This is a genomic window from Bacillus sp. GS3m_15504 (assembly GCF_055825275.1).
This window is the reverse complement of record NZ_JBVVNL010000007.1, coordinates 72,787-86,463: the sequence shown is the minus strand read 5'-3', so window position 1 is coordinate 86,463 and position 13,677 is coordinate 72,787. Positions and strand designations below refer to the sequence as shown.

At 34.3% G+C, this 13,677-nt stretch carries 11 protein-coding genes; 8 read left to right on the top strand and 3 right to left on the bottom strand.

What is annotated here, in order from left to right; translation table 11 throughout:
* Nucleotides 1-121 precede the first annotated feature (121 nt).
* The 6 genes from lytS to msrB all read left to right on the top strand — a co-directional run bounded on the left by lytS (nucleotide 122) and on the right by msrB (nucleotide 6,328).
* Nucleotides 122-1,891 carry a two-component system sensor histidine kinase LytS gene (lytS, locus tag AC0L0O_RS27535; RefSeq protein WP_000933571.1) on the top strand — a complete coding sequence of 590 codons (1,770 nt, stop codon included), beginning with the start codon at nucleotides 122-124 and terminating at the stop codon, nucleotides 1,889-1,891.
* A complete protein-coding gene (locus AC0L0O_RS27530) occupies nucleotides 1,869-2,609 on the top strand; it encodes a LytR/AlgR family response regulator transcription factor (RefSeq protein WP_000921829.1) in 741 nt (246 codons plus the stop codon). Before lytS ends, AC0L0O_RS27530 begins: the two co-directional genes overlap by 23 nt.
* Before the next feature lie 132 nt (nucleotides 2,610-2,741).
* Nucleotides 2,742-3,173, top strand: coding sequence for an antiholin-like murein hydrolase modulator LrgA (gene lrgA / locus AC0L0O_RS27525; protein ID WP_000104901.1), 432 nt, complete (start codon nucleotides 2,742-2,744; stop codon nucleotides 3,171-3,173).
* 34 nt (nucleotides 3,174-3,207) lie between these two features.
* Complete coding sequence (gene lrgB / locus AC0L0O_RS27520) at nucleotides 3,208-3,900, top strand: antiholin-like protein LrgB (RefSeq protein WP_000168869.1); 693 nt, start codon at nucleotides 3,208-3,210, stop codon at nucleotides 3,898-3,900.
* Between the two features lie 326 nt (nucleotides 3,901-4,226).
* On the top strand, nucleotides 4,227-5,261 hold the full coding sequence (locus tag AC0L0O_RS27515; RefSeq protein ID WP_001166018.1) for an AI-2E family transporter: 1,035 nt from the start codon (nucleotides 4,227-4,229) through the stop codon (nucleotides 5,259-5,261).
* Between the two features lie 101 nt (nucleotides 5,262-5,362).
* A complete protein-coding gene (gene msrB, locus AC0L0O_RS27510) occupies nucleotides 5,363-6,328 on the top strand; it encodes a peptide-methionine (R)-S-oxide reductase MsrB (RefSeq protein WP_001984918.1) in 966 nt (321 codons plus the stop codon).
* Nucleotides 6,329-6,356: 28 nt separating this feature from the next.
* Here msrB and AC0L0O_RS27505 read toward each other — a convergent pair whose 3' ends face one another.
* The gene (locus tag AC0L0O_RS27505; protein ID WP_473786212.1) at nucleotides 6,357-9,473 is read right to left on the bottom strand and encodes an efflux RND transporter permease subunit; all 3,117 of its coding nucleotides are present in this window, start codon (nucleotides 9,471-9,473) and stop codon (nucleotides 6,357-6,359) included.
* Between the two features lie 140 nt (nucleotides 9,474-9,613).
* Here AC0L0O_RS27505 and AC0L0O_RS27500 point away from each other — a divergent pair, with 140 nt between their 5' ends.
* On the top strand, nucleotides 9,614-10,486 hold the full coding sequence (locus AC0L0O_RS27500; protein ID WP_000659615.1) for a TetR/AcrR family transcriptional regulator: 873 nt from the start codon (nucleotides 9,614-9,616) through the stop codon (nucleotides 10,484-10,486).
* Nucleotides 10,487-10,516: 30 nt separating this feature from the next.
* Here the strand turns inward: AC0L0O_RS27500 and AC0L0O_RS27495 are convergent, their stop codons facing one another.
* Together AC0L0O_RS27495 and AC0L0O_RS27490 are read right to left on the bottom strand one after the other, a co-directional pair.
* Nucleotides 10,517-11,488: a glycosyltransferase family 2 protein gene (locus AC0L0O_RS27495; protein ID WP_473786211.1), complete on the bottom strand. Its 972-nt coding sequence runs from the start codon at nucleotides 11,486-11,488 to the stop codon at nucleotides 10,517-10,519.
* A 36-nt stretch (nucleotides 11,489-11,524) separates the two neighbouring features.
* Complete coding sequence (locus AC0L0O_RS27490; protein ID WP_000413283.1) at nucleotides 11,525-11,908, bottom strand: GtrA family protein; 384 nt, start codon at nucleotides 11,906-11,908, stop codon at nucleotides 11,525-11,527.
* A gap of 303 nt (nucleotides 11,909-12,211) precedes the next feature.
* Between AC0L0O_RS27490 and AC0L0O_RS27485 the strand changes: the two genes are divergently transcribed.
* Nucleotides 12,212-13,651 (top strand): glycosyltransferase family protein, encoded by a 1,440-nt coding sequence (locus tag AC0L0O_RS27485; protein ID WP_000439383.1) that lies wholly within the window; start codon nucleotides 12,212-12,214, stop codon nucleotides 13,649-13,651.
* The last annotated feature ends 26 nt before the right edge of the window (nucleotides 13,652-13,677 follow it).

Below are 13,677 nucleotides of genomic sequence, written 5' to 3'. Positions count from 1 at the left end.
GTCAAATAAAGAGGGAATTGTTATGTGTAAAATATTGCAAAAGGTATTTCATTCTTCTTGACGCCCACTTCACTATTTTCCGATAATAAAACTAACTACTATAAAAAGGAATGAATCACAGATGCTAAATTTAGTACTTATGATGATTGAACGCGTCGGACTTATTGTTATTCTAGGATTTTTACTTTCGCATATTAAAACATTCAGGCGCCTTCTTCATAAGCAAGATGGTTATGTAGATAAGCTTAAGCTTATTTGTATTTTTTCGGTGTTTACAATTGTAAGCAATTACACCGGGATTGAAATAGCAGGGAATACGATTATGAATGAAAATTGGCTACAGGGTGTTTCATCATCGAGTACCATTGCAAATACACGTATTATGGGTGTTGGAATTAGTGGATTGCTTGGTGGTCCTATCGTCGGAATTGGAGTAGGATCGATTGCTGGTATTCACCGTTATATGCTTGGTGGGACGACAGCGCTAAGTTGCGCGATCTCTTCAATTTTAGCAGGCGTTATAACTGGGTATATTGGATACATTTTTAAAAAGTATAATCGTACAATTACGCCTAAATTTTCAGCAGTTTTAAGTGTGTTTATCGTTTCTTTAGAAATGATTATGATTCTATTAATTGTAGAGGATGGCATTAGCATTGTGAAAACAATTGCGATACCAATGATCCTTGTAAATAGCTTTGGAAGTTTTATTTTACTTTCTATGATACAAGCTATTTTGCGCCAGGAAGAGAACGCAAAGGCACTTCAGACTCATAAGGTATTACGTATTGCAGATAAAACGTTACCGTATTTTCGCCAAGGCTTAACAGAAGAATCTTGTAAGCATGTGGCACAAATTATTCACCGCTTTACAGGAACAGATGCGGTATCCTTAACAGATACAGAGAAAATATTAGCTCATGTTGGATTAGCGTCAGATCACCATATTCCTTCACATAGTTTAATAACCGGTTTGTCGAAAGAAGTGTTACATACAGGGAAAATAATGAAAGCGAAATCACGTGAGGTCATTAATTGTCAACATGAAGGCTGTCCTTTGCAAGCGGCGATTGTTATTCCGCTAACTTCACATGGAAATACGATAGGGACATTAAAACTATATTTCAAAAATCCTAACCAGTTAAGTCGTGTGGAAGAGGAATTAGCAGAAGGGTTAGCAAAAATATTCTCTACACAACTTGAATTAGGTGAAGCTGAGTTGCAAAGTAAATTATTACAAGATGCGGAAATAAAGGCATTACAAGCACAAATTAACCCACACTTTTTATTTAATGCGATTAATACAGTATCAGCTTTATGCCGAACAGATGTAGAAAAGGCAAGAAAGTTATTATTACAGCTTAGCGTGTATTTCCGTTGTAATTTGCAAGGGGCACGTCAGTTATTGATTCCACTAGAACAAGAATTAAACCATGTACAGGCATACTTATCACTAGAACAAGCAAGGTTCCCAAATAAGTATGAAGTAAAGATGTATATTGAGGATGAGCTCAAGACAACTTTAGTACCACCGTTTGTTCTTCAACTATTGGTTGAAAATGCATTGCGACACGCTTTTCCAAAGAAGCAACCCGTATGTGAAGTGGAAGTGCATGTTTTTGAAAAAGAGGGTATGGTTCATTTTGAAGTAAAGGATAATGGACAAGGGATTGAGGAAGAACGTTTAGAACAATTAGGAAAGATGGTAGTTTCGTCAAAGAAAGGGACTGGAACAGCTTTATATAATATTAATGAACGTCTTATTGGGTTATTTGGGAAGGAAACGATGCTTCATATCGAAAGTGAAGTAAATGAGGGGACAGAGATTACTTTTGTTATTCCAAAAAAAGTAGGGGAGGAAGAGCAGATTGTTAAAAGTACTAGTAGTTGATGATGAAATGTTAGCACGTGATGAACTAAAGTATTTATTAGAGAGAACGAAGGAAGTTGAGATAATTGGTGAGGCTGATTGTGTAGAGGACGCATTAGAAGAGTTAATGAAAAACAAACCAGATATTGTTTTCCTAGATATTCAATTATCGGATGATAACGGATTCGAAATCGCGAATATATTAAAGAAGATGAAAAATCCACCTGCAATTGTATTTGCGACTGCCTATGATCAATACGCGTTGCAAGCATTTGAAGTAGATGCGTTAGACTATATTTTAAAGCCATTTGATGAAGAACGTATTGTACAAACATTAAAGAAATATAAAAAACAAAAACAATCGCAAATAGAAATGAAGCAAGAAATAAAAGGGGCAGATGTAACGGCAGAGATGCATAAATTAGCATTACCAATTGAGGAATCGATTGTTCTTGTAAATATTGAAGATATTGTATATGTAGGGCTTGTGGACGGAAAAGTGACAGTAAAAACAGTGAGGGAAACATATGTAACACACGATACGCTTGTAATTTTGGAAAAGAAGTTGCCACAAGCAAGTTTCATGCGTGTCCATCGTAGCTTTATTGCAAATATTAATCATATTACTGAAATTCAGCCATGGTTCAACTCTACTTATAATTTAATTATGAAAGAAGGATCAAAAGTACCTGTTAGTCGTACATATGCAAAAGAACTCAAGAAGCTGCTTCGTATTTAAGAAGCAGCTTTTGTATTTCATCCTTTTATATTTGTAACTGATTCTGTATATTTGACGTTCCATTATGTAAACGCTTACTATAGCGGTTATATCCTATACAATAAAGGTACCAAATCGAAAGAGGTGGCCAAAATGAGTACAAAAAAAGTATATAGTTTCTTATCACAAGCATTCATATTCTCAGCTATTATGTTAATTTCTAATATTATTGCAACACATTTACCAATTCCAATGCCCTCATCGGTAATCGGGTTAGTCATTTTATTTAGTCTATTATGCTTAAAGGTTATTAAATTGGAACAAGTTGAATCACTTGGAACAGCTTTAACAGGTATTATCGGATTCCTTTTCGTCCCATCAGGTATTTCAGTTATTAATTCCCTTGGTGTAATGGGACAATATTTTGTACAAATCTTAACTGTAATTGTTGTCGCAACAGTTATTTTACTTGCTGTAACAGGATTATTTGCACAATTTATTTTAGGAAAAGATGAAAAAGAAACAGAAGATACAAAAGAATTGAAAGTAGTAAATAAAGGACGCAAGCACGGAAAAGTTGCGTAACCATTGTAGTATATATTGTTAGGAGGTAATGAACATGGCAAGCACAATGACTCCATATTTCGGAATCGTCGTTTCATTAATCGCATACGGAATCGGAACATTATTGTTTAAGCATTCAAAAGGCTTCTTCTTATTTACACCGTTATTCGTAGCAATGGTTTTAGGGATTGTCTTTCTAAAGGTAGGTAACTTCACTTTTGAAGAGTATAATACTGGCGGAAAAATGATTAGCTTCTTCTTAGAACCAGCAACTATCGCCTTTGCAATTCCATTATATAAACAGGTTGATAAGTTAAAAAAATATTGGTGGCAAATTTTATCAGCTATCGTAGTTGGATCTATTTGCTCAGTAATTGTCGTATTCATTGTTGCAAAAGCAATTGGTTTAGATACAGCAGTAATGAATTCAATGTTACCACAAGCAGCAACAACAGCAATTGCGTTACCAATCTCTGAAAGCATTGGTGGTATACCAGCAATTACATCGTTTGCAGTAATCTTTAACGCAGTTATTGTATACGCATTAGGAGCATTATTCTTAAAAACATTTAGAGTGAAACATCCAATTGCAAAAGGTTTAGCACTTGGAACAGCGGGTCACGCATTAGGAGTGGCAGTAGGAATTGAAATGGGTGAAGTAGAGGCAGCTATGGCAAGTATTGCTGTAACGGTAGTTGGGGTTGTAACTGTAGTTGTCATACCGATGTTTATGCCGTTTATTGGATAGGAAAACTTACTTAAAAAAATGAGAAAAGCAAGCTATTTGTAGGACAGATTTCTACTGATAGCTTGCTTTTTATGTTACAGTAGTGGTAAGACCTCTTTTAACAAAATGTAAGTTTCCTTAAATCTTTATTAATACTTTGTAGAATACGTTTTGAATTAGGTCATTGTATTGTAAAATAAGAAGTAAGCTACTATAGATCTGCTAAGGTAGGCGTATAGTGAGCTTATAAAAATCTTAATATGAATGAATAATTAAAAGTAGAAAAGAGAGAAAAATCTACTTATTAACGTTTTACTTTATAGGACAGGAGAGAGTACTCGTCGATTATGCAAATAAAAAACCTGTTTCAAAGCAAAGGATTTCAGAGGTTACTCGTATTAGTAATACTTGCTCTCGTGTTATATGGGCTGCAAAGTATGTTGAATTTAATATTAATTACGTTTATTCTTACGTATTTAATGGATCGATTCCAAAAGTTTATTTCTCGCAAATTAGACCACTTTATGCCCATTAATCGAAAGCTCATTATAGCATTTCTATATGTCATGTTAATTGGTGGAATTGCTATTACGCTATTTAAATATTTACCAGTGTTAACAATACAAATTTCACAATTAATTTATCAATTTAACGTATTTTTAAGAAACCCACCAGATAGTGAATTAATTAAGTATGCAGTTAATGCTGTCAATCATATGGAACTTTCGAAGTATGTAGGACAAGGCGTTGACATTTTGTATAAATCGATTACGAATGTTGGAAAATTTGGCCTTCAAGTGTTACTTTCTTTAATCTTAAGTTTATTTTTCTTATTGGAGAAAGCTCGCATCGTTGCTTTTACTGCAAAATTTAAGGAAAGTCGACTTGCAATTTTCTATACTGAAATCGAGTACTTCGGTAAGAAATTTGCACGTTCATTCGGAAAAGTAATCGAAGCCCAATTTTTAATTGCAGTTGTTAACTGCGTTTTATCCGTTATTGCACTATGGATATTAGGATTCCCACAATTATTAGGTTTAGCATTAATGATCTTCTTACTTGGTTTAATTCCAGTAGCTGGGGTTATCATTTCGTTATTCCCGCTTTGTATGATTGCTTACAATATCGGCGGTATTATGTACGTGGTTTATATTTTAGTTATCGTAACAGTCATTCATGCGCTTGAAAGTTACGTGTTAAATCCGAAGTTTATGTCGCAAAAAACAAACTTACCTATTTTCTATACGTTTATGGTATTAATCTTCTCAGAACACTTCTTAGGTGTGTGGGGATTAATTATCGGTATTCCAATCTTTATTTTCTTATTGGATGTCTTAGATGTGACAAGTGATGAAATGGAGAAGGACGTTAGAACAAAATAAAGCGAAGAAAAGAAAAAGCATCGATTTTCGATGCTTTTTCTTTTATAACATGATGTTTCTTATGCCATACTGTAAGGAGAAGATAGAATAGGGGTGAAGTAATGGCTGTAAATGAAAAGGTAGAGTTAGCTACATTTGCTGGAGGATGCTTCTGGTGTATGGTTTCGCCATTTGAAGAGATGGAAGGAATTATAAAGGTTGTTTCTGGCTATACAGGTGGTCATAAAGAGAATCCAACATATAAAGAAGTATGTTCAGAAACGACGGGACATTATGAGGCAGTACAAATTACATTTGATGCAAATAAAATGCCGTATGAGGAGTTATTAAATATATATTGGAGACAAATTGATCCGACTGATGTAGGCGGGCAATTCCACGATCGCGGACAGTCTTACGAAACAGTGATTTTTTATCATAATGAAGAACAACATAAAAAAGCAGAGACTTCAAAAGAAGAGCTTGCAAAGAGCGGGCGCTTTTCAAAGCCGATTGCGACAAAAATATTGCCAGCTGCTACGTTTTATCCGGCTGAAGAATATCACCAAGGATATCATAAGAAAAACACATTCCGCTACGAGTTATACCGTAAGGGCTCAGGGCGAGATGCATTTATTAAGCAACATTGGCCAAAGGATAATGCTCATTTAAAAGAAAAACTGAATGAGATGCAATTTTATGTAACACAGGAAAATGGTACAGAACCACCATTTCGAAATGAGTATTGGAATCATAAAGAAGAAGGTCTTTATGTAGATATCGTTTCAGGTGAACCGTTATTTACTTCTATAGATAAATTTGATAGTGGATGTGGTTGGCCTAGTTTTACGAAGCCGGTTATGTCAGCAAGTGTGAAAGAAAAAATGGATGTGAGTCATAATATGACGCGTACAGAAGTGAGAAGTAAGGAAGGAGATTCACATCTCGGGCACGTATTTCCAGATGGTCCAGGACCGAATGGACTTCGTTATTGTATAAATTCAGCAGCTCTTCGATTTATTCCGAAAGAGGAATTAGAAAAAGAAGGCTATGGTGATTTCCTAATGTTGTTTGGAAATAAAAAATAACCTCGCAGTTAGCGAGGTTATTTTTTTGTTATTTTGCTTTTTTCTTTTTGAACTTGCTTAATACTTCATAAACGATTGGAACAATAAGAAGTGTTAATAATGTTGAACTTGTTAATCCACCAATTACTGTTACACCAAGTCCTTTAGAAATTAAGCCGCTACCTTCAAATCCTAATGCAAGCGGGATAAGGGCACCGATTGTTGCAATTGCAGTCATTAAAATCGGGCGAAGGCGTGTTGCACCAGCTTCTAATAAAGCTTCACGTGTTGATAGACCTTCATTTTCTTTATGAATAACGCGGTCGATAAGCACGATTGCGTTTGTTACAACGATACCGATTAACATAAGCGCACCGATCATTGCAGAGACACTTAACGTTTCACCAGAGATTAGTAAGGCAACAAGAGCTCCGATGATTGTAAATGGTAGCGAGAATAAAATTGCGAATGGTGCAAGAGCACCGCCAAATGTAACGACAAGAACGAAGTATACAATGGCAATCGCAGCTAACATCGCTAAGCCAAGTTGTTTGAATGATTCTTCAATATCTTTTGTAACGCCGCCCATAGAAACATCTACGCCAGAAGGAAGATCCATTTTATCTACTTCTTTTTGAACCGCGGCGGATGCTTTTGAAACATCATCAGATGTTAGTTTTGCACTTACTTCCGCATAAACACGGCCATCGCGGTGTTTCACTGTATTCGAAGTTTCTCCTTCTTTTACAGTCATGACATCTTTCACAGCCACTTCATTACCAAGTGGCGTTGTAATTTTACGATTTGTTAAGTCATCGATTGTTTCATAAGTTTGTTTTTCAGCTTCTACATATACATTGACATCTTTACCGTCTTTTTTAATTGTTGTCAGAACAGGGCGATCATGTTGATTAGAAAGTCCCATTCCGATTTGTGCAGCTGTTAGACCCATTTTACTTAGTTTTTCCTGATCAGCGACTAAAGTGTATTCTGCATATGTTTTTGCAATACTAGAGTCTATATCCTTTAAGTCTTTATTTTTCTTCATGATATTTTGAATATCTTTTACGACAGGCTTAATGTCTTCCGAGCTATCTCCGTAAACGTATAGTTTGATTTCGTTACTACCGCCACTTGCTCCGAAGTCTTGGTTTTTCCATTCGCCTTTTCCAGACATCTTCTGTAAATCTTTAACGACTTGTTCTTTCTCTTTTTCAAAGTTTTTTGTGTCGTTATCATATTGTACGAAGAACATTGCTTGGTTTGATTGACCAGGACTCATTGGGTTTTCGCCACCTAATGAGAATTGAATTGTTTTGACGTCTTTATTATCTTGGAAGTGCTTCTCAGCTTTCGTTGCAATTTTTTCAACGTCTTCTAACGTTTGACCTGGTTCAGGGTTGTACGTTGCAATGATCATTTTTTCTTCTTCAGATGGTAAGAAACTTACACCGATAATTGGCACAAGTGCAAGACTACCAACTAATAGAAGGACAGCAATACTTGATGTAATAATTTTGTGATTTAAAGCCCATGCAAGTATGCGTTTATAAATATTTGCTAATTTACTTGGTTTTTCTTCATGATGTACTTCTTTTTCTCTCATGCTCTCTTTTTTAAATAAAGAATGAGCTAGCATTGGCACAATTGTAACTGCCACTAGTAATGATGCTAATAAAGCGAAGACGATAGTTAAAGCGAATGGTAAGAACATCTCGCCAATCATGCCTTTTACTAGTCCAAGTGGTAAGAATACAGCAATTGTTACAATGGTAGAAGACATAATCGGGATAAACATTTCTTTCGTAGCTTCACGAATTAAATCTTTTCCGCGTAATTTCTCTTCTGACAATGACATACGTCGGTAAATATTTTCAATAACAACAATAGAGTCATCCACAACCCGCCCGATAGCGACTGTCATTGCTCCGAGCGTCATAATGTTAAGTGTAATATCCATTTGCTTTATGACTAATACAGCAATTAATAAAGAAAGTGGTATGGAAACGACAGAGATTAATGTTGTTCGGATATTTCGTAGGAACAGCATAATAATAACAATGGCAAAAATAGCACCAAAAATGGCTTTGCTCAGCATTGTTTCTACTGATTTCTCAATAGGTGCACCTTGGTCGAATGTTGAAATAATCTCTAAGTCTTTATATTTTTTCTCAAGTTCTTTTACTTTATCTTTCACTGCATTTACAACATCAACTGTGTTGGCGTCAGCAGCTTTGACAATTTGAATTCCAATTGCTTCTTTTCCATTTGTTCGAGAAATAGATTCTGCTTTTCCGACTTCCTTAATGTCAGCAATTTCGCTTAATGTAACTGCCGGAATCCCGTTCATAGCGGCTGGATTCATTTGCGGCATTTGTGCACCAGCTCCAGCAGTTTGACTTCCTTGACTGCTTGCTGATGAAGGAACAGCAGGGATTTTTAGTTCTTTTAATGCTTTCATTGTTGTAATATTTCCATCTACAACAACTGATTTTTCTGTGTCTTTAAATGTATATAGGCCAAGTGGTAAAGATACGTCCGATCCTTTAATTACATTTTTTACAGTATCTTCACTTAAACCTAATTCTTTCATCTTATCTTTTTTAAAGACAAGTTGTACTTCATCTACTTGTTGACCTGAAATTTGAACAGATGCGACCCCATCAAGTCCTTTTAATCCTGGAACAACATTTTTTTCTACATTTTCAGTTAAGGTAGCTAAAGATTCATTTTTACTTGCTACACTTAATGAAATAACAGGAAAGGCATTGAAGTTTACACGTGAAACTTTCGGATCCTTTATGCCTTCTGGCAGTTTTACATTTGCAAGAGCGTCTTTTATTTCCGTTTCAGCCTTTTCCATATTTTTATCAAAATCATATTCTACCTGAATAGAAGATGCATTTTGAAAAGATGATGAACTAACAACATTTACACCATTTAAATTTTGCAGTTGCTCTTCCATCGGTTTTGAAACTTTATCAGCTACTTCTTCTGGTGTAGCACCAGGATAAACCGTGGTTACTGTTACAACAGGTGTTGTAATATCAGGAATTGTTTCCAGCTTCATATTTAGCCCAGAATAAATACCTGCAATGGTAACGATAATGGTTAGTAGCCAAACTGCGAACTTATTTTTTAACGAAAAATTAATAATTTTGTTCATGTTTGCGCTCCCTTTGTATTATATTGACCAACTGGTCAGTCTAATACATAATATAACTGACTGATTGGTCAGCCGTCAATGAAAAGGAATGGTATAATGAATTCATAATAAGATGCGAGATTAAATTTAGGAGAGACGATATGAAAGAAAAAGAGCGCTTAATTATAGAGATGGCTATGAAGTTATTTGCGACTAAGGGTGTAAATGCGACATCAGTGCAGGAAATTGTGACAGCTTGTGGCATATCTAAGGGAGCCTTTTATTTATACTTTAAATCGAAAGAGGAACTTTTATTAGCAACACTCCGATATTACTATGACAAGATTCAAAACAAAATGATGGATATTGAAAAAGAGTCGTTATTGCCACGTGAAAAATTTGCAAAACAACTGCATTGCCAGTTTAACGATATACAAAAGCATAAAGAATTCATTATTATGCATGCCAGAGAAAATGCTATTCCCTTTAATAAAGAAGTAGAAGAATTTATGATGCGGATGAAGTTAGAGTCTCACGCCTTTTATCGAAATAGTTTACTGTCTATTTATGGTGATAAGGTTATGCCATATTTATTAGATTTAGTCATTATGGTAGAAGGCATATGCCGTGGATATTTAGAACTAATTATTTTACAAGCGCCAGAAATCGACTTATCTTACGTCTCTGCGTTTATTTTGAAAAGAGTAGACGATTTAGTAGATGGATTGGTAAAATCTTCGGAAGAACCTGTGTTACATGAAGAAAAGCTTGGAGAATTTCTTTGTAAATCAGAGCTTATTAAGGAGCAGGTTAAGGAACACTTTTTAAAAGAAATTATTGTGTTTAAACGTACATTAGCGGATCAATTAGAAGATGAGGAATTGCTTGTTACGTTAGATGTTTTAGAGGCAGAAATGAGGTTGCCAAATCCAAGGATTCCGGTTATACAAGGAATGCTGTCTAATTTAGAAGTATATCCAAATTTAAAAGAATTTCGTTTGAGACTTATGGGCTATTACAATATAAAAAGGTAACAATGATAGTTTTCATTGTTACCTTTTTTATTATGCATTCACTTTTTCTTTTTTCAGTGCAGTCTCTTCTTGGTCAATGTTGATTGTTTCTTTTACGATATAAATCGGACGGTTTTTACTTTCGTCATAAATACGAGCGATATACTGACCAACGATTCCAAGACCAAGTAATTGAATACCGCTAAAGAATGTAATAGCAACCATAATAGATGCCCAACCTGTTTGTGTACCATTGCCGATAATTTTCACAGTAATTGTATATAGTAAGACAATTATAGAAATTAGAACTGATAATAAACCTAAAGACATAACGATGCGTAATGGCTTTGTCGAAAATGCAATAATGCCGTCAGATGCAAATTTAATCATTTTCTTTAATGGATATTTTGTTTCACCAGCAAAGCGCTCATCGCGTTCATATTCAACATACGTTTGGCGGAAGCCAACCCAAGACATCATACCGCGGATGAAGCGATTTCGCTCAGTCATTTGATTGAAAACATCAGCTACTTTGCGATCGATGATTCGGAAATCACCAGTATCTTTTGGGATATCGATATCAGACATGTAGTTTAAGAACTTATAGAAATATTTAGCTGTTAAAAGTTTAAACCAAGTTTCACCTTTACGTTGCTTACGTTTTGCATAAACAACTTCATATCCTTCTTCCCATTTTGCAATAAGTTCAGGAATAACTTCAGGCGGATCTTGTAAGTCTGCATCTATAATTACAATAGCGTCACCTTTTGCAGCAGCGATACCAGCTGTAACAGCTACTTGGTGTCCAAAGTTACGTGCGAAGTTAACGATTTTTGTACGGTAATCATTTGCTGCAATCTCAGATAAGATTTCCATTGTACGATCTGTACTACCGTCGTTTACAAAGACAAACTCGTAATTAATACCATTTTGAAGCATAACGGACTTTAAACGGTTATAACATTCCTGTGCTACTTCTTCCTCGAAGTACATAGGAACTACAACCGAGATTAATTTTTGCATGTTGTATCCTCCGTATTTTTAATAAATTGTTTCAGTTTAATTAGTAGCCTTTTCCGTTTGGTTGAATGTCCAAATTTTATTAAGGACAAAATTTATAACCATTCCGACACCAATTGCGAAGATCTGTGCAATTAATTTATTGACAGTAAGTTTATCTACCAATATAAATAAACATAATGTATTAAAACCCAATACAATTAAATTTACAGTTAGAAATTTAAAGAACATTGACGTGCTTTTATTATTAGGTTTAAACACCCAATTTTTATTCCAATAGTAGCTATTGGCAACACCAATTAAATAGGCAATGGTATTCGCAATCAGGTAGTTCATCCCGAATTTTAATAATATCCAAAAGCTAATAATTGTAATGAGTGTATTAAAGATCCCTACTAAACCAAACTTTAAGAGTTTCTCCATAATAGTATCCTCAACTTTATAAAATGTATAAACAAAACAGGAAATGTAGAAAGGTTACTCGTACATAACAACTATCAATTATAGCATAATTTATGCTAAGATGTTATATGTTTTGGGCGAATACCATTTTAGGATATAGAATAAATCTGTCAATAATAAAAATGGTTATTTAAAATTGGTATACTTTGAAATATAAAAGCAAACATGGAAATCATGGTAATATTAATGTATAGTAGCTGGTAGTGTAATTTTTTTAGGAAATATAATGTTTTCCCATATAAATATGTTAAGGAGTGAATTTTTTTGGAACGTTTTTCTGGATTATTTTCAACTTTTTCTACACGTGCCATATACGGCATTTATAGCTTTTTCGTTGCAATATTAATTTTTGATTATTTTTCAGATACTCAAAAGTATAATTATGTAATGATATTAGTTGGAGTTTTATTATTATGTACAATTGGAAACTTTATACTTAGCAGTGGATCGCTATATCTTGAAAGAGTAAATGAAAAAATATGTTTTTTTGTACTACTAATTATTTGTTTAGCAGTGAAAACTGCATGGATTGTTACATATAAGATTGATCCGATTGGTGATTATGAAGCCTTTTTCAATACTGCAAAAGCATTAGGTGATAACTTTGTTATTCATGATAGATATGTAGCACTATTTCCACATATTTTTGGTTATGCTTCATTCTTAAGTATCTTCCTAAAAATATTTGGGGCAAACTTTATGATTCCGCCAATTATTAATGTTGTTTTAACTACAATTTCGATGGGATTAATATATTTTATAGCTAGACGAATTGGTGGAGTGAGAACAGCGATAACAGCAAGTGTTTTATGGATTCTCTTACCATCACAAACGATGTATAACATGTTTGCACTTTCAGAACCGTTGTATTGTACAATACTGTTATTAGCCTGGGCAATTATGATAATTGTTTATGATAAAATTGAAAATATGAAGATTGCAAAGGTTCTTATGTATTCAATTCTATTAGCTGCATTACTTGTATTAATAAATATGGCAAGACCAATTGCAGCAGTGCCAATTATAGCCTTAGCGATATGGATGTTTATTATAGATACAAAGCATATCGGGAATAAAAAGCTACTTATTAATAAGTTGGCATACGTAGGGGTTATCATTATTGGATACTTAATGATGTCTTCAGCGGCAAATCATTATGTAACATTACGTTTAGGTGAAGAGATAGCAACAGTGCCGGGATACAATATTCATGTAGGATTTAATAAGGGAGCCTCAGGAACATGGAATCCAGGAGATTCAGCGTTACTATATCATTATAGTGGTCAACCAGGATGGAGTGCTCAGGACGTTCAAAAGCAAATGCTTGAAGAAGCGAAAAAGAGAATCAAAAACGATGATATAGATTTCGGGAAACTAATGTATGATAAATTTATTATCTTTTTAGGTAATGATGATCAAGCTGTTAAATATGCAGATCCAATTATGGACCATAAAGTACGCTATACTATAATTTCTAATGTTTTCTATTACTTTTTACTAGTTACTTCACTGTTCGGAGCGTTAGTAGCTATAAAAAATAAAAATAAATCTTCACTTTTAATTATTTGTTTATATGTGATTGGGCTAACAATGGCACAAATGATAGTAGAAGTAGCACCGAGATATCATTATTCGGCTACAATACCTATGATCTTTTTAGCTGCTTTTGGTATTAAGCATATTTACAATAAAAAAAGAATATAAATAAAAAGCGTAAGCTCGGTATTGCA